The organism is Symmachiella dynata, from assembly GCF_007747995.1.
Lineage (GTDB): Bacteria > Planctomycetota > Planctomycetia > Planctomycetales > Planctomycetaceae > Symmachiella > Symmachiella dynata.
The window spans coordinates 5,863,727-5,880,865 of the sequence record NZ_CP036276.1; the positions used below are offsets into that span (position 1 = coordinate 5,863,727).

A 17,139-nucleotide genomic window follows, 5' to 3' on the forward strand; every position below is an offset into this window, starting at 1 on the left:
TCCGTAGACCGTAGGGTTGGCATTCAATTGCCGTTTGGTTTACCCCCGCATCTCTGGCCACTGGCCACCGACCACCGGCCACTCTTTTCCAAAATTGCGGGGGCAGGAATCGAACCTGCGGACACGTGGTTCAAAGCCACGTATTTCTACCAGCAGAAACTACCCCGCATTGGGGAAGGCCTGAGGCTTGAGGGGACAGGCGTGAGGGAAAGAGGCCGTAGGCTTTAGGCCGTAGACCATAGGGTTGGCATTCAATTGCCGTTTGGTTTCCCCCCCATCTCTGGCCACTGGCCACCGACCACCGGCCACTCTTTTCTGCCTTAGGCTTGAGGCTTGAGGGGACAGGCGTGAGGGAAAGAGGCTCTAGGCTTTAGGCCGTAGACCATAGGGCTGGCATTCAATTGCCGTTTGGTTTCCCCGCGTATCTCTGGCCACTGGCCACCGGCCACCGGCCACTCTTTCCCAAAGCTGCGGTGGCAGGAATTGAACCTGCGTCCAGACAGTTAACAGCCGCCCGCCCGTTCCAGCACAGGCCCCACCGCAATAGTTTGTTGATTCAATGCGTTGATCAGCCACAGATGGAACACAGATCAAACACAGATAAGTTGCTGACTCGCCAAGCCCCTTCGGCCCGACATTTGTTTGAGGTAAGTGCCTAACTTCTTCGCACTATGATCCCCGCCAACCTTTTCGTCGGTGTTCAATCCGTGCTAGTCACGTTTTAAACATTTTGCATTTTGCGCAAATATTCGTACGACGAGGCATCATGAAATTCAGCTGCACAGCGGCCATTTCGATAATCCATAGTGAACGAACCGGTCGAGTGTTTTACGTTGGAGACCATTGGGACACACTGCTGGACAAGGAGCCCCGTGCACGACGGCAAGCCGTCGGTTTGGGATGTTGTGTTTCACGTCTGCGAATCTGTGTTTTATCTGTGTTGCATCTGTGGCTAAGTACCCCGTGGCCAACGCATCGTCGTTAAACCACACAATCAAATGAGAGCGCCCAGCGGGAATTGAACCCGCGCTTCCGCCATGGCAAGGCGGTAGGCTTCCGCTACATCATGGGCGCTTGTTGTGGAGTGAATTGTCAAAGAGCAGCGTGAGAGTTTCGTGATTCGTTTTAAGTGAGGCCGGAGGGTTTCGAACCCCCACCCGCCTGGTTAAAAGCCAGGGATGCTGCCGTTACACCACGACCTCGAATTTGTGCGTGGTGCCGGTGTTTATGTCGAAGGTGTGTCATTGGGTTTCTCCTGTTCCGTGTCAATAATCGGGATGGTCGGAGTCGAACCGACGACTACGTGGTCCCAAACCACGTGGGGTACCGTTCCCCTACATCCCGCATGTGGTCTCGCAAAACAAAACGAGACTCAAAAACTCTTGTTTCAAAACCAGGTTTTGAAACCAAAAAAAAGTACTCCGTAGGGGAATCGAACCCCCGTCTGCGGACTGAAAAACCGCGATCCTGCCATTAGACGAACGGAGCTTGCTCAGTAGGCAGTAGACGGTAGGCAGTAGACAGATGATTCCTCCAACTTCAAACACATCCCCAACAATCCCTTTTCTGTCTACCGCCTACTGCCTACTGTCTACTGCCTACTAAAAGGTGGGTCGGGAGGCGCTCGAATCCTCGTCTGCGGTGCTTCAAACCGCCGCTATGCCGTCTCAGCTACCGACCCGAGTTGTGTCGTGCGCGACTTTACGTGGCGTCGCCCGAATTTTTGAAACGAAAAAAGCCCGGTGTCGCGTCTGTGACACCGGGCTATGGAGAGTCTCTCCCTAAAATCAAACCAGGTGTCACGTGCGCAATGGATAGACCGTCAGCATATTCGCCGGGTAGGCGATCGACTGTTGATCCATCTGGGGTTCGCGGTGAAAACTTGGTTTTAGGTAAGACATCTTTTGACTCGTTGGCAAAAATTCGCGTTGGCTTCTGTTTTCATCCAGCAATGAATTGTTTTCACTGCTTCTGAAACTTAAGACGCACAGCACGGCAATTGGTTCACGGAATTTGCTATTTTTTTATAAAAGCCTGGGAAGGCGCGGCCGGCGCATAAAAAAACCCCCGGACATTCCGGGGGTGATGTGGATTTCATGGGATCCTCTGGGCATCAATCGACAGCTAAGCCGGTCGCCAGTTTTGCCAGCGATTCGCTTTCGATTTGCCGCACACGTTCGCGGGTCAGCCCCAATGTTTCGCCGATTTCTTTCAGCGTGCGCGGTTCGCCGTCGTCGAGGCCGAATCGCATGCGGAGGATCGTGGATTCGCGATCATCCATTTTTTCGAGCATTTCGAAAACGTGGCGGAGGTTGTCGCTATCGACCAGTTCCGCTTCGGGACCTTTGGTCCGCTCATCGGCGATCATTTCACCGAGCGACCAGCCGCCGTCGGTTTGGTCGGTTTGCGGATTGTTGTTGTAGAGTTGAATCGCTTTTTTCACGATCCCCAATTTCTTCTTGGGGATATCCAGATCCCGCGCGATTTCCTCAGCGGTCGGCGTTCGTTTTAACTCATCTTGCAGACGGGCCGAGGAGCGACGCCACTTGGAAAGCAATTCCACCATATAGGCGGGGATGCGAATTGTCTTGGCCGAATTGACCAAAGCCCGTTTGATGGATTGTTTGATCCAATAACTGGCATAGGTGCTAAACCGCGTTCCCATTTCCGGGTCGAACCCTTCCACGGCGCGAAGCAATCCCAGGTTGCCCTCTTCGATCAAATCTGGCAGCGGCAGACCTTTGCCGGTGTAGCTGCGGGCGATATTCACCACCAGCCGCAAGTTGGCCCGTACCATGCGATCCCGGGCTTCGGTATCGGATTCTGCAATCCGATAAGCCAGATCCTTCTCCTCTTGCGCGGTGAGCAACGAAGTTTCGTTGATCTCGCGGAGGTAAGTCTCCAACGGACTTTGCACGGCCGAAGAAGATCGACGTCGCGTTTTTTGTGTAGATTCTATGTCGGTTTTCATATTGATTCTGCGAGTCGAGTGGAAGATCACGATATTGCCGGACAATCCTGTGGCTCATTCGCATTCCATGCGCCGGACCACCCTTGGCGGACGAGCGGGCGTTCCAAACGACCGTTTAGAACACCTGCAACGATTCTCCGCTTTGGCGGCGGGCTGAGACGTACCGTTGAACACTCATTCAATACCGGTAACGGAACGTTCGCCGTTTTGAGTTATCGGCCTGTGATTTGGGATAGCTGAACTAGAAAGCCGCTGCAGATCCCTTACCCGCCATTGTGCGAATCACGTGGCGCAATAATAACGGCCTCTCATGCTGGGCAGTGTGGACCAGAGATGTTCTGACGGTTAGATGGGCGCGGATCGAAGCGGGGCGGGGCGACGTGACCTCAGTCATCAACGCGGGGAGGCGCCGGCAATTTGCAGCTTTTTACGAAAAAACTCGTGGCCGCACTCAGGCGACCACGAGTTTCTTATGAACTGCAATTTCTAAAACCCAATAGTGAAACGTCGAAACCAATCATCGAATCGACAGTCACGGTTTGTATTCGGGTTTGTCCTACTCGGAGACCGGTTTCTCCTCGGCTTCCTCTGCAGGAGCCTCTTCGGCATCCTTGTCAGTTGCTTCCGCTTCGGCTGTCTCAGCAACGGGTTCTTCGGTTGTTGCTTCTTCAGTCGCCGCTTCTTCGGCAGCAGGTTCCTCGGTAGCAGCTTCTTCGGTGGCAGCTTCGGCCGTCGCCGTTTCGGCTTCGGGCGAATCCATTGAGAACAACGGACCTTGTCCGCCGCCGATGCCTCCTTTGAGCGGCTCGCGTAGAGCGGCCGAATCGCCTGAAGCGGTACCACCTTCGGTACCTCCGTCGGCTGCGGCAGCTTGCTCTTCTTCCTCAGAAAGTTTGCGGCTCAGGCCGATCTTGCGGTCAGCGGTATCGACACGCAGAATGCGAACTTCGATGTCCTCACCGACTTTGACTACGTCTTCGGGGTTTTCGACCTTATGGTCAGCCAATTCCGAAACGTGCAACAAGCCTTCCAGGTTGTCTTCCAACTCGACGAAGACACCAAAGTTGGTGAGCTTGGTGACTTTGCCTTGTACGATCGATCCCGGTTGGAAACGGTCGGGGATGTCTTTTTCCCACGGGTCCTCTTCCAATTGTTTCAAGCCCAAAGCGATCCGTTTCCGCTCTTGATCGACTGAAATGACCTGACATTTGATCGAGTCCCCTTTTTGCAGCATTTCGCTGGCATGCGAAATTTTGCGGGTCCAGGACATGTCGCTGATGTGCAACAGCCCGTCGATCCCCTCTTCGATTTCGATAAACGCACCATAATTGGTGAGGTTCCGCACGGTTCCGTCGATGTTGGCACCGGGCGGGTATTTGGCGGCGACTTCGTCCCAGGGGTTGGGAGTCGTCTGTTTCATACCCAAGGAGATTTCCTTTTTCTCCTTGTTGATTCCCAAGACCATCACATCGACGATGTCGCCGATATGGACCAGGTCGTTGGGGTGATTGATCCGCTTGGTCCAGGACATCTCGCTGATGTGCACCAAACCTTCGATCCCGTCTTCCAGCTTCACGAACGCTCCGTAGGTCATCACGTTGACAACTTCGCCGGAGACTTTGTCGCCGACCGGATAACGTTCTTCGACCGCGTCCCACGGGCTCGGTTCTTTCTGCTTCAGCCCCAACGCGATCTTTTCGCGTTCGGTATCGACATTCAGAATCATGACGTCGATCTCGTCGTCGATCGACAGTTTTTCTGAGGGGTGATTGATCCGGGCCCAGGTGATGTCCGTAATGTGCAACAAACCATCGATGCCGCCCAGGTCGACGAACGCTCCAAAGTCGGCGATGTTTTTGACCACACCGCGACGGATTTGTCCGACTTCGATCCGGGACAACAGGCTCCGTTTCATTTCCTGCCGCTGGTCTTCGATCAGTTTACGCCGCGAAACCACGATATTGCGGCGGGTTTCGTCGATCTTGAGGATCATGCACTGCACTGTGCGGCCGATGTAATCGCCAATGTCCGAAGGACGACGGATGTCGACTTGACTGGCGGGCAAAAAGACGTTGACGCCGATATTGACCAGCAGTCCGCCTTTGATTTTTCGTACCACTTTTCCGGTGACAATGTCGTTTTCCTCGTGCTTGGAAATGACCTTTTCCCAATCACGAATCCGGTCCGCTTTCCGTTTGGAAAGCAGCACCATCCCCATCTCGTCCTCGACTTCTTCCAGGAGGACTTCGATGGAATCGCCCGGTTGCGGGAAATCTTCGTCCGCATCCCATTCATTGCCGGGGACAATGCCTTCGCTTTTATATCCGACATCGACCAGAACGTCGGTGCCTTCTTGACGCAGCACAACGCCGGTCAGGATGCTGCCCGTTTCGTAGGAAGGCATCTCGCGGTAGATCGCATCGATCTCCTGAGAATCGTCCTCACCTTCTTGCAACGCCGTGTCAAAATACGACTCAAACTCGTCGTCGCTGATACTGAATTCACGAATTAAATTACGATCGACCATGGAGATCCTTAACTGTCGTCATCATCAATTTTTGAGCGGAACATACGGAGGCATGCACAGCGGAAATTTTGCGACTGCCAAGCAAGTCCGTCGATAAAACGATGTTCTCGGTTTCCGTGGGAAATCCCCGTTGCAGCGGTTGGACTTCCCGAATGCTGGGAAACAACTTTTGACAACCGGTTGGGGAGTCGAGAGACACGTCGTCGCGGACAGCAGCCGCCTCAAGAAACGCGCAAAATTGTGAGCTGACAGACGATTGAACGAAAAAATGTAAATGGGTTTCAGAAAAGGCTCGTTGAGCAGACAAACCTTTGCCCCCGTGGGCGATTACACAACATCACCACGAAAAACGGGGGCCCGCCTCCTGTATGTCATTGGGAAAGTACGGCGACTATAGCAAATATTCCCGTATTGAATCTAGCAACATACGCCCCATTCCCCGGTCTGGGAGGAGGAATTTGCCACTTTTTCTCGCCGACAACCCTGTGCCCTCGCAGCGGGATTCATCAACTGCCAGAGTACTTTGGCAGCGCAGTACGGTGCACCTGGGGGACGAAATGTTCCTGAAGCGCGCGGATTTCGTGTTCTGTGGTGGCGACCGCTTCGGCGGTTCCGTGTATCTCAAAATCGATGCGGACTTGATAGCTTCCTCCCGGGGGCAGGACGACCACCCGTCCTTGCTCGCGTTCAAAGGTTTTGAGATTGGGGAAATCGGTTCCCGGTTCAATTCCCGTAACATACCCATCCGCTTCGAGTTGTGTACATTTCCATTGTGTTAACCACGGAAGCTGGCTCTTCGCATATCGCATACTCAGTCCGCAATCCCCGGCACGGTTGCGCAGCAAAACGCGCGTTTGACCCGCTTCGTCAGCGGCGAGTTCGAAGAAATAGCATTGCTCCGCATATCCGGCGGTCGGCCCCAGATAAACGTCGTAGCTGTCGATGTCGGCGGCGGCGTGGGTGTCGCGGGGGGCCATTTCCAGAATTGGAGCCACCAATTTGGCGCCTTCCTCCAGTAACGGTTTTCCAAAATTCGTGTGGTACAGCAATTCCAACTCCGCCGGCGTCCCTTGCAGATTCCGCACTTCGTCAATAATCGAAAACGAATTGCTGCCGGCGGTCGTCGAAAATGTGGAGACCAACTGCAGACTGGGGCCGAACATCATCGTTTCGTCGACCACGCCCGTTACGGAAATCGTGCCTGCATCCGTATCACAGATTGAAACCGCGACATGGTGCGCGGGCGTATTGGCGATTTTGCCGTGCAGCGTCAATTCCGTTTCGGTGGCGTTCCCCTCGTTGTTTTTGATCACGTCCGTCCCGGGTGCTCCGTTGGACGATAATCCGCAGCGGCACAACAATTCGTTGAATCCACTCAGCCACCCGAGTCCACTGCGGTCGGATTGATTCACAAACGCCGGATTGACCGGTTGCGGGACGGGGGAATTCCATCCCAACGCCAAACCGTCGCAGGCCCCCTTCCAGAGTCCCATGCCGCGGGTCGGCAAAATCGACATCGTCAAACGCCCATTATCGACCTCCACCACATCCACCCCGGCGGAAACCCCGCCCTGCAAGGTCCGTTTCTGCACCGACCAATTCGTCGCCCCGGCCAGGGACGGTCCGTCTTGGGGATCTAAGTCAAAATCATCCAACCAAATTCCACCAGCGACGTCGGTTAATACCCACTGTTTTTCAGTCATTTTCTGTTCGCTTTATTTGTGTAAGATTTCGAGAGACCGTAGGGCAGGCTCCCGCCTGCCGTAAACTACGAACGACTTGATGACATGGCGGCAGGCGGGAGCCTGCCCTACAATTTCTCGGTGTGGTGTCAGGTAGATTACGTCGCGCACGACCGCAAGCGGTCGGTTTGGGAGACGATTGACAACGGTGTTCCCCTGTGTTGTCATCAAATCGCTGCTTGGTCTGGACGATGCGATCTCGATCGATCATTCTACGGGGATCACTCTCGAAGTGCTACAATCTTGGCCGAAACGTGGAACGATCTCGCTTCCAAACTGAGCAAAGCCCCTCATGACTAAAATCCTTGCTGCTGTTGTGCAACTGCAGTCCACTGAAGAGAAGTCACGAAACGTCGATGCGGCTGCGCGGCTTGTCACCGAAGCGGCACAGCGCGGCGCTTCGTTTGTGGCGCTACCGGAATTATTCAATTGCATTGGTCGCTGGGAAGCCGTCGTTGCTGCGGCGGAACCGATCAGCGGACCGACGAGTCAGCGGATGAGCGAATTGGCGGCGAACTTGGGCATTACGCTGCTGGCCGGCAGCATCGCGGAGCAATCCGAAGTTGCAGGGAAAATCTACAACACCAGTCTGCTGTTCGGCCCCGACGGCCAGCAGTTGGCCTGCTATCGCAAACGGCACTTATTTGACGTCGATGTTCCGGACAAGGTGACTGTCCGCGAATCGGAATTCGTCATGCCGGGCGCAGAGATTGTCGGCACAACATTGCCGGACTTCACACTCGGGCAATCGATTTGTTACGACCTCCGCTTTCCGGAACTGTTCCGCGCGTTGGCTGATCGGCGGGCGGATGTGATTGCCGTTCCGGCGGCATTTGCTTTTGGAACCGGTTGCGACCACTGGGAGGTATTGCTCCGCGCGCGGGCGATTGAAAACCAGGCCTTTGTGATTGCCCCCAATCAACATGGCCGACATACGCCGACGCTGCAGTCGTATGGGCGTTCGATGATTGTCGATCCCTGGGGAACGGTCTTAGCAACGGCGGCCGACGGCGAGTCGTTGGCACTGGCTGAACTCGATTTTCAGCGATTGCAAGACATCCGCCGCCATTTACCGGCACTATCGCATCGTCGCGATGGTCAATGAGACTCCGGAGACTGGCTGATCAATCACCCTGATCGGCGTTCGTGACAGCGGCGGAGTACAACGCATCGAGTTGGTCGCGGTACTTGTCGATAATGAATCGCCGGCGGACCTTCAGCGTGGCGGTCAGTTCATTCTCTTCCAGTTGAAACGGCCGGGCGAGTACCAAAATGCGTTTGACCCGTTCCGGTTGGCTGACTGCTTCCATGACGCGGGCGACGCGTTCCTCATAGAATGCGACGAGCGCCTCGTTGCTAAGAAAATCGCCATCGGCGGTTAACGTTGCTCCCAACTCGGCTGCCTTGGCTTCGAGTTGCGGGAAATTGGGGACCAACAATGCAGAAACAAATTGTCGCCCATCACCATAGGTCACAGCTTGGTCGATAAACACGTCGCTGACCAACAGCGTTTCCAATTCGGTGGGCGAAATGTTTTTGCCGCCGGAGGTGATGATCAGGTCCTTCTTGCGGTCGGTGATTGTGAGAAAACCGTCGTCGTCGATCTCACCCACATCGCCGGTATGCAACCACCCATCGACAATGGTTTCGGCGGTGGCGTCTGGGTTTTTCCAGTACCCTTTCATCACGTGCGGGCCACGGGTGAGAATTTCGCCTTCGTCGCCGATTTTGATTTCCACGCCGGGGATCGCTTTGCCCACGGTGCCGGGTTTATTGTCGTCCAAACGGTTGAAGGTGATCACCGGTGACGATTCGGTCAAACCGTAACCATCCATCAGCGAAATGCCCGCAGCGATGAATCCCTCAGCGATATGCTTAGGGAGCGGTGCGCCGCCGGAGGAGAGTTGTCTCAACCGGGGGCCAAAAATCTTCTGCAATTGTTGGCTGCGGACTTCCGGGTCGAGGTGGCCGACCATGGCCCACAGCTTTTCGTAAAACCTTGGCACCGAGGCCATCCAACTCGGTTGCGTTTCTGCCAGATTGAGGACCAACGTCTCGACCGATTCGGCAATGCAGACCGTCATTTGGGCTAGAATCGCCTGATAGTGATCAACCGTCCGCGCATAAATATGGCTGTACGGCAGCCAACTCAGCGAAAGGTCTCCCGGTTGCGAGGCTCCGGATTGAAGCATCGCTACGGAATTGGACTGCAAGTTGCCATGGGTCAGCATCACCCCTTTGGGATTGCCGGTCGTGCCGCTGGTATAAATGATTGTTGCTAAGCTGTCGGAACCGACCATCCCTTCACGGCTGAGCACGCGGTATTGTCCATCCCTACCCAGGTTTCGACCTGCTTGCAAAAAGCCATCCCAGGTCCAGTATTTTAACTTGGTTTGTGGCTTGAGTGGTTCAAAGGAGATTAAGAATTCTAAGTTGGGCAGGTCGCCGGCAACTTCCAGCACTTTGTCAGCTTGGAGTTGATTGCTGACAATCACCCCCCGTGCTTCGCTGTGGCCCAACTGGTATTCCACTTGTTTTGGAGACAACGGTGCATGCATCGGCACGTCGGCAGCACCGGTGGAGAGAATGCCGATGTCGGCGATCAACCATTCGTAGCGATTCTCGGAGAGTAATCCAATGTGATCGCCCGCTTGAATCCCCAGATTAATCAATTGGGCGGCAAAGGCATCGGCGTCGCTACGGTAGTCGGCGTAGGAATAGTCGCGATACCGACCGTGCTCTTTATAGCGAAGCGCCGTGCGCGGCCCCAAACGTTCGGCGACTCGGCGGTGTAGTGCCCCCAAATTGTATTCGCTCACAATGCAACTCCATCTGGGATAGCAAATAAAACACGATCAAAAAGAAAGGTGCGCCGCGACGCACCTTTCTTTATAAGGCAACAGGCTTCCACTGGCAAACTGGCGCCGTATGTTGCCAATTAGTTGTCCATCGACTCAAACACCGTGGCAACCCCCTGCCCTTGCCCCACACACATAGTCGCAATGCCGTATTTCGAACCTTCGTCGCGCATGCGGTGCAGCAAGGTGGTGGCAATACGGGCGCCACTGGCACCGAGCGGATGGCCGATGGCGACGGCTCCGCCACGGGTATTGACCTTGGTTTCGTCGATACCCAGCATTTTCAAACAGGACAACACTTGTACGGCAAAGGCTTCGTTGAGTTCGATCGCGTCGATATCATCCAACGTCAAACCCGCACGCTTCAGGACCTTGTGAACTGCCGGAACCGGTCCGATCCCCATTTCGACCGGATCGACACCCGCCACTGCCATCGCACGAATTTTGGCCATCGGTTTTAGCCCCAATTCTTGGGCTTTTTGTTCCGACATAATCAGCATCGCCACCGCACCGACGTTGGTGGGAGAACTGTTCCCTGCGGTCACCGAACCGCCGGCGGGATTGAAGACCGGGCGCAGTGCGGCGAGTGCCTCCAAGTTGGTCTCTCGGCGAATGCATTGATCGCCATTCAGCAACACCTTGCGTCCGTCGCTGTCGCGGCCCCAGGTGGGAATGATCTCGCTTTCAAACTGGCCGCTGTCAGTCGCCTTTGCCGCCAATTCGTGACTGCGACAGGCATAGGCGTCTTGTTTTTCCCGCGAGATGCGATACTTCGAAGCCATGTATTCGGCGGTCATGCCCATATTCATCATGGCTTCGGTGTATTTGCGGAACAGTCCCGGACAGGGATTGTAACCGTCGTTCATGCCGACGTGATCCATGTGTTCCACACCGCCGGCGATTTGAATGTCTTCGCATTCGCCGCGGATGCTCATCGCACAATCATTGATTGCCTGCAGACTCGACGCGCAGTTACGGTTGATGGTGACGCCGCCGGTTTCGATCGGCAAATCGGCCATCAGTGCGGCAATGCGACCGATGTCGAAAGCTTGTTCGCCCTGTTGTTGTACGCAACCCCATTTGACGTCCTCGATCAGATTGCGATCGATGCCGGTCCGCTCAACGAGGGCTTTGATGATGCCGGCCGACAGATCTTCGGCACGGACATCCCGATAATATCCTTGGTCTGCAGAGGCCCGTCCCACGGGAGTCCGCACAGCATCGATGACGACTGCCTGTTGCATGGATTTGTCCTTTATTCTTTTCCGCTATTATTTTCCGTAGAAGTAGTGTGCATCTTGACGCAAACTACAAAATTATTCGTAGATCTTCTTGCCGCTGCTTGCTAGTTGCTTGAGCATGTCGGTGGGCTCAAAGCGTTTGCCGAGTTGTGAGTATGGTTCCAAGTCTTTGAGAATTTGGTCCGCTCCGACGGAATCGGCCCAACGCAAGATGCCGCCGCGGAAAGCGGGGAAACCGATTCCCAGAATCAAGCCCATGTCGACGTCGCCCGGTTCGCGGACGATGTTTTCTTCCAGCACCCGCGTTGATTCCAGGAACATCGGTAGGAACAACCGTTGCGTAATTTCTTCTTGCGAGATCTCGCGATTGTCGACGCGGTTTTTTTCCAAAAACGGTGTGAATTCGGCATCCGGTTCTGGTTTGCCCTTTTTGCCGGTGTACTTGCGAAATCCACTGCCCGATTTTTTGCCCATCCGACCGGCATCGACCAAGTCCTTGAGCAGCGGGGTGAGGATCGCGCGATCGGAGTAGGCATTGACCATCGTCATGCCGGCGTAATAGGACGTATCCAGCCCGACAACATCCTGCAGAGCGATCGGTCCCATCGGCATGCCGAACTTCAGTGCGGCTTTGTCGATCGCGTCCATCGAAGCCCCTTCGAGCAATAACTGCAAAGCTTCGTTCATATAAGGAAGCAACACGCGGTTGACCAAAAAGCCGGGGCAGTCGCCCACGACAATCGGCGTTTTCTTAATCCGTTTCGAGAGGGCGACAATCGTGGCGATTGTTTCATCGCTCGTATCATCACCACGAATGACCTCAACCAGTTGCATGCGATCAACAGGAAAGAAGAAGTGCATGCCCACGAATCGTTCGGGGTGCGGAGCCGATTTGCCCATGCGGGTGATGGAGATCGTCGAGGTGTTGCTGGCCAGGATCGCATCGTCGCGCATCAGGCCGGCCAGTTCTTTGTACAACGCCGTTTTGACTTCTTCGCGTTCGGTGATGGCTTCGACCACGACATCACAATCATCGACGTGTGATTTGTCGGTCGACGTATCCAGGCAACTCAACATGTTGGCCAGATCGTCGTAAGTCGCGCGGCCGATTTTGATGCGGCCTTCGACGACCTTGCGGGCTCGTTTCATGCCATCGGCAATGCGGTCGTCGTCGACGTCCAACATCAATGAGCGAATGCCCACGCGGGCGTGCGAGGTGGCAATCCCCGCTCCCATCAACCCCGAACCGAAAACCGCAACGCGATTCACGTCGCGGGGAACGATACTGGTGTCGGCCACACCGGGATCGCGGGCTAAGCGGGTATTCATGAAGAAAATGGCAATCAGATTGGTCGAGATTTCGCTGCCGACCACTTCCAGCGACGCTTCCTGCTCGACCTTCAAGGCTTCGTCGAGCGGCAAGTTGGCCCCTTTCATGATTGCCCGAATGGCAACGATCGGCGCTGGGTATTGCCCTTTGGTTTTGCCCATGATGTAGCCTTCGGCGGTCGCTTGCGAAAAGTGCAATTGATCCTCCGAGAGTCCCAACGGCAGTGCCAGCTCCGTGCGGCGTTTTCGCCAATCGTCGGATTCACGGGCATAGGCAATCAAACGCCGGCCTTCGTCGATCAGGTGTTCGGGCGGCACCGCATCAAACGCGAAACCAAGCTCCGCCGCCCTTTTGCCTGTGATCGGATTGCCGGAGCAAATCATATCCAGCGCGGGATTTAGTCCAATCAGTCGCGGCAACCGCTGTGTGCCGCCCCAACCGGGAATGATTCCCACATTGACTTCCGGCAGTCCAATTTTTGTCTTGGGTGTATCGGCGGCGATGCGGTAGTCCATCGACAACGTGATCTCCGTGCCGCCTCCCATGCAGTTTCCGTCGATGAGCGCGACGGTCGGAAACGGCAGTTTGCTAATGCGGCTGAACAACGCGTGACCGACCTTCATGCTCTCGCCGAGCTGTTCCGGCGTGGCATGCATCAGTGCGCCCAGTTCGGTGAGGTCGGCGCCGGCGATGAATTGCCCCGGCTTTCCGCTTTTCAGGAGCAGTCCTTGCAGATCCTCACGCGCCTCAAGCTGAGTGACGATCTCGGTCAATTCCGCCAACACAGGCTGCCCGAACGTGTTGACCTTTTTGCCCGGCGCATCAAATGTCAGCAAGGCAATCTTGCCGTCCAATTCCGTCAGTTCAAAAACATTAGCCATGGACATCTCTCTTTTGATTATTGCAAGGTGGCCGAAGCATATAACGGCACAACCCGTTCCGTCGACGCACAGTTCAGGCGTCGACTACCGCTGAATTGATTGAAAGGAAAAGCAACTGTCGTGGTCGCCTGCCGACCCTGTCCCCAATAGAATTGTTCGCCCGCATCGTGGCGTTGGAGATTTAGAATATCGAATCGGTCGCAGGGAATCCACCGAAAACCAACCGACCGGAAGGGAGGTAAGGGAAAGTCTTATTCGCTACTTTCTACCCACTGCGTCCCATTGCCCCACATTGATGAGCCTCTGCAACCGCAATGACTGGCCATTGAATCGCCAATTGAGCAAGAGTACCATCGGTCTTAACAAAATCATACCGTCACCAAAGCCAAACTCTGCTCCCTAAAGGAACCATCACCATGCACCGCCGCACATCGATGTTTCAGCTCTTTAAACTCTCCACGATGTTTGTCGTTTTCAGTTTGGCGTTCCAAGGTCTCACGCGCGCGGAGGAAGCACCGGGCACCAAAAAATTTGCGCGAATCAAAGTGGGAGACAAAACCACCTTTGCGATTGTCGAAGGGGACCAGGTGCGGGAGATCAAAGGCAACCTGTTTCGCAAATGGGAAGAAACCGACACTACCCATGCGCTGAGCGACGTTAAAATCTTGGTTCCCACGTCGGCGCGACACGTCTTCGCCATGGCTGGCAATTACAAAAGCCATCTCGCCGGAGCGGAGGTTCCCAAGAAATTCCAGATTCCCCAACCGTTTTTTAAAAGTCCGTCGTCATTGTTACCCGAGGGAGGAGTGATTCGCATTCCGCCGGGTGACGAAAACGTGCATTACGAGGCGGAGCTGGTTGTCGTCATCGGCAAACGGGCCAAAAACGTGCCTGTGGAAAAAGCGATGGACTATGTATTCGGCCTGACCTGTGGCAACGACGTCAGCGCCCGCACCTGGCAAAACGATGCCGAGACTAAAGACGTACAATGGTGGCGGGGTAAAGGAGCCGATACGTTTGGTCCTTGCGGACCGTTCATCGTGCAGGGATTGGATCCGAGCAATCTGAAAATGACTTTGCGACTCAACGGCGAAGTCCGTCAAGAAGAAAACACCAGCCAATTGTTGCACGATGTGCCGAGCACGGTCAGTTTCATCAGCAAGCATGTCACGCTGTTGCCGGGCGACTTGATCTTCACGGGGACCCCCGGAAAAACCGACCGGATGAAATCGGGAGACGTCGTCGAAGTTGAAATCGAGGGAATCGGCATTTTGCGCAATACCGTGGCCAAAAAAGGGGAGCGGGTCAAAGGCGAGAAAGGTAAAAAGCGAAAACGCAAAAAGGATTAATTTTCCGTCGCACAAAACTCTTCGCGATCGTGGCAACATACGCGTTGGAGCGCGCGTCCAAATCGGTTAAACTCGATAGCCAATCAACTGGGAAACGGTCGTCGCATCAATGGAATTGATATCAGCAGATCAGGAGCGGCAAACATGCCAACCACACCTTTGGAACGTATGAAAGTCGATCTTTGCTCGCAAATCGAAGAAATGATCGCCGAGTTGAGCAACGCCGAGAACTCCGTCAAGCAAGGTGACTTTAACGTTTCGGCAGAGATCCTCGAGTCGGTGTCGCAGCGCATCAATGCCGCCGCACAGGCAGCGCGGAACTCCGGAGAAGAAGCACACCAAACGACCTGGATTCACTTTAAGCGTCCGATCTTGGAAGTCTTGGTCCGCGAAGGGGGCTCCGCCCGGAATTGGCAAGTCTTTCAATATCTGGAAGACCATCTGCGGCTCACGGCCGGCGACAAACAGCAGCATGTTGATGAGACGCGTGAAACCGAATGGCAACATGAATGCCGTATTGCCGGCAAAACGATGCGGGAAGAACCGCTGAACTATCTCGAGCCGATCACGGTTCCCGGAGTTTGGACGATCACCGAAGCGGGCCGCGAACATCTCGAAGAATTACGCCGCGCCGACGGCCTGGCAATGCAATGAGCGCGCAAGCGGATCACGGAACGTTTACGGAGAGTCTATGACGGGCGGCCTGCACTGGATCGACGGAGTCATTGTCGCGAGTTATATCGCGTTGGTGCTCTGGCTGGGGTGGTACTACAGCCGCCGACAAACCGATACCGGAGACTACTTCACCGGCAATCACGCCATGCCGCCGTTGCTGATCGGCATTTCCCTCTTCGCGACGCTCTTCAGCACGATCAGTTTTCTCTCCACCCCGGGTGAACTGATCAATAAAGGCCCCGTCATCCTGACTGGCATGCTGGCGATTCCACTCTCCTATATTATCGTCGGCTATCTGCTCATTCCCGTCTATATGCGGCAACGTGTGACCAGTGCCTATGAGCTGTTGGAAACGCGACTGGGCCTGCCGGCGCGGATGTTGGGAGCCGTGATGTTCGTGCTCTTGCGATTGTCTTGGATGTCGATGTTGATCTACCTCGCCTCCAAAGCTGTTTTGGAAATGTTGGACCTGTCGCACGACCAACTCCAAATCGTGGCTGCCGCCACCGGTGCGATTGCCATTATCTATGCCTCGATGGGAGGCCTACGAGCAGTCGTGATTACCGACCTACTGCAATTTCTGCTCCTGTTTGGGGGAGCGGTCTTGGTGATCGTGATGGCCACCGTCAGGATTGGCGGCATCGACTGGTTTCCCACCTCATGGAATCCCGCGTGGGACACGCAGCCATTGTTCAGTTGGGATCCGTATGTACGAGTCACCGTGTTCGGCACCATTTTACATGGTGTGTTATGGTGGGTCTGTACAGCGGGAGGCGACCAAACGGCGATTCAACGCTTCATGGCCACCCGCGATGCCAGCGCGGCCCGCCGTTCGTTTTTAGTCAATTCGATTGCCGGAGCAGCTGTTATCACTGTGTTGGCACTTGTGGGATTTTCGCTTCTGGGCTTTTATCAAGCATTTCCAGCGGAACTTCCCGAGGGGAAAACGATCGCCGCCGATGCCGATATTCTGTTCCCGCGCTTCATCTCTCACGAACTTCCGGTGGGACTGTCCGGTTTGGTCGTGTGCGGCATGTTCGCCGCGGCGATGTCGAGTATCGATTCCGGCGTGAACTCGATCAGTGCGGTGGTGATGACCGATTTCATCGACCGTTTCCGCCGTCATCCCGTCTCAGAACAACATCGCCTGCGAATCGCGCGCTGGTTGGCCTTTGGAATTGGTGTGGCTGTGGTGATGGCCAGTGCGCATCTGGATCACGTTCCCGGTAATTTTTTAGAAAAGACAAAACGCACGATCGGATTATTCGTCGCGCCGATGTTTTCGCTCTTTTTCATGGCCGTCTTCGTTCGTTTCGCCACCGCCTGGGGCGCGATTGTCGGGGCTGCGTGTGGTTTTCTAGCCGCCGCGATTGTGGCGTATTGGAACTTTGGCGTCGATTATTTCAGCCAACTCTCCGCCACGTCGGACGCCTCATTGATTGCATCCGAATCGATCAGCTATCAATGGATTTTTCCCGTCTCACTCGTAACGGCCATTGTGTGTGGTTGCATCGCCAGCATGTTGAATCGCCTATTCCGCCGCGATGCCGCCAGCTGACCTTTGA

10 protein-coding genes and 7 tRNA genes are annotated in these 17,139 nt (G+C 55.0%); 4 read left to right on the plus strand and 13 right to left on the minus strand.

Annotated elements, in window-relative coordinates; genetic code table 11:
* Window positions 1-94: 94 nt before the first annotated feature.
* From Mal52_RS22240 to Mal52_RS22280, 10 genes are all read right to left on the minus strand, one after another.
* Window positions 95-169, minus strand: a tRNA-Gln gene (locus Mal52_RS22240).
* Between the two features lie 299 nt (window positions 170-468).
* Window positions 469-543: transfer RNA gene (locus Mal52_RS29945), tRNA-Asn, on the minus strand.
* A 460-nt stretch (window positions 544-1,003) separates the two neighbouring features.
* A tRNA-Gly gene (locus tag Mal52_RS22245) sits at window positions 1,004-1,074 on the minus strand.
* A gap of 56 nt (window positions 1,075-1,130) precedes the next feature.
* Window positions 1,131-1,202: transfer RNA gene (locus tag Mal52_RS22250), tRNA-Lys, on the minus strand.
* Window positions 1,203-1,272: 70 nt separating this feature from the next.
* A tRNA-Pro gene (locus tag Mal52_RS22255) sits at window positions 1,273-1,344 on the minus strand.
* A gap of 73 nt (window positions 1,345-1,417) precedes the next feature.
* Window positions 1,418-1,488 (minus strand) — tRNA-Glu (locus Mal52_RS22260).
* Window positions 1,489-1,609: 121 nt separating this feature from the next.
* Window positions 1,610-1,681: transfer RNA gene (locus tag Mal52_RS22265), tRNA-Phe, on the minus strand.
* 432 nt (window positions 1,682-2,113) lie between these two features.
* Window positions 2,114-2,971, minus strand: coding sequence for a sigma-70 family RNA polymerase sigma factor (locus tag Mal52_RS22270; RefSeq protein WP_145378729.1), 858 nt, complete (start codon window positions 2,969-2,971; stop codon window positions 2,114-2,116).
* A 556-nt stretch (window positions 2,972-3,527) separates the two neighbouring features.
* Window positions 3,528-5,498, minus strand: coding sequence for a 30S ribosomal protein S1 (locus Mal52_RS22275; RefSeq protein WP_145378730.1), 1,971 nt, complete (start codon window positions 5,496-5,498; stop codon window positions 3,528-3,530).
* A 506-nt stretch (window positions 5,499-6,004) separates the two neighbouring features.
* A complete protein-coding gene (locus Mal52_RS22280; protein ID WP_145378731.1) occupies window positions 6,005-7,201 on the minus strand; it encodes an aldose 1-epimerase family protein in 1,197 nt (398 codons plus the stop codon).
* Between the two features lie 331 nt (window positions 7,202-7,532).
* On the opposite strand from Mal52_RS22280, the gene Mal52_RS22285 reads away from it, so the two are divergent.
* Entirely contained in the window at window positions 7,533-8,345 is an 813-nt protein-coding gene (locus Mal52_RS22285) for a carbon-nitrogen hydrolase family protein (RefSeq protein WP_145378732.1), read from the plus strand.
* A 19-nt stretch (window positions 8,346-8,364) separates the two neighbouring features.
* On the opposite strand, the gene Mal52_RS22290 is transcribed toward Mal52_RS22285, so the two are convergent.
* The 3 genes from Mal52_RS22290 to Mal52_RS22300 form a co-directional block, all read right to left on the minus strand.
* The gene (locus Mal52_RS22290) at window positions 8,365-10,059 is read right to left on the minus strand and encodes an AMP-dependent synthetase/ligase (protein WP_197534396.1); all 1,695 of its coding nucleotides are present in this window, start codon (window positions 10,057-10,059) and stop codon (window positions 8,365-8,367) included.
* 119 nt (window positions 10,060-10,178) lie between these two features.
* Window positions 10,179-11,342: an acetyl-CoA C-acyltransferase gene (locus Mal52_RS22295; protein ID WP_145378734.1), complete on the minus strand. Its 1,164-nt coding sequence runs from the start codon at window positions 11,340-11,342 to the stop codon at window positions 10,179-10,181.
* Between the two features lie 72 nt (window positions 11,343-11,414).
* Complete coding sequence (locus tag Mal52_RS22300; RefSeq protein WP_145378735.1) at window positions 11,415-13,550, minus strand: 3-hydroxyacyl-CoA dehydrogenase NAD-binding domain-containing protein; 2,136 nt, start codon at window positions 13,548-13,550, stop codon at window positions 11,415-11,417.
* A 416-nt stretch (window positions 13,551-13,966) separates the two neighbouring features.
* On the opposite strand from Mal52_RS22300, the gene Mal52_RS22305 reads away from it, so the two are divergent.
* From Mal52_RS22305 to Mal52_RS22315, 3 genes are all read left to right on the plus strand, one after another.
* The gene (locus tag Mal52_RS22305; RefSeq protein WP_197534397.1) at window positions 13,967-14,899 is read left to right on the plus strand and encodes a fumarylacetoacetate hydrolase family protein; all 933 of its coding nucleotides are present in this window, start codon (window positions 13,967-13,969) and stop codon (window positions 14,897-14,899) included.
* A 144-nt stretch (window positions 14,900-15,043) separates the two neighbouring features.
* Window positions 15,044-15,553: a winged helix-turn-helix domain-containing protein gene (locus tag Mal52_RS22310; RefSeq protein WP_145378736.1), complete on the plus strand. Its 510-nt coding sequence runs from the start codon at window positions 15,044-15,046 to the stop codon at window positions 15,551-15,553.
* A gap of 37 nt (window positions 15,554-15,590) precedes the next feature.
* Window positions 15,591-17,132, plus strand: coding sequence for a sodium:solute symporter family transporter (locus Mal52_RS22315; RefSeq protein WP_145378737.1), 1,542 nt, complete (start codon window positions 15,591-15,593; stop codon window positions 17,130-17,132).
* Window positions 17,133-17,139: the final 7 nt, after the last annotated feature.

Bases quoted from the DNA above. Each gene is read 5' to 3' on its own strand.
- Mal52_RS22310 (WP_145378736.1), top strand. From the start codon at position 15,044: ATGCCAACCACACCTTTGGAACGTATGAAAGTCGATCTTTGCTCGCAA.
- Mal52_RS22285 (WP_145378732.1), top strand. From the start codon at position 7,533: ATGACTAAAATCCTTGCTGCTGTTGTGCAACTGCAGTCCACTGAAGAG.
- Mal52_RS22280 (WP_145378731.1), bottom strand. From the start codon at position 7,201: ATGACTGAAAAACAGTGGGTATTAACCGACGTCGCTGGTGGAATTTGG.
- Mal52_RS22300 (WP_145378735.1), bottom strand. From the start codon at position 13,550: ATGGCTAATGTTTTTGAACTGACGGAATTGGACGGCAAGATTGCCTTG.
- Mal52_RS22275 (WP_145378730.1), bottom strand. From the start codon at position 5,498: ATGGTCGATCGTAATTTAATTCGTGAATTCAGTATCAGCGACGACGAG.
- Mal52_RS22315 (WP_145378737.1), top strand. From the start codon at position 15,591: ATGACGGGCGGCCTGCACTGGATCGACGGAGTCATTGTCGCGAGTTAT.
- Mal52_RS22305 (WP_197534397.1), top strand. From the start codon at position 13,967: ATGCACCGCCGCACATCGATGTTTCAGCTCTTTAAACTCTCCACGATG.
- Mal52_RS22295 (WP_145378734.1), bottom strand. From the start codon at position 11,342: ATGCAACAGGCAGTCGTCATCGATGCTGTGCGGACTCCCGTGGGACGG.
- Mal52_RS22270 (WP_145378729.1), bottom strand. From the start codon at position 2,971: ATGAAAACCGACATAGAATCTACACAAAAAACGCGACGTCGATCTTCT.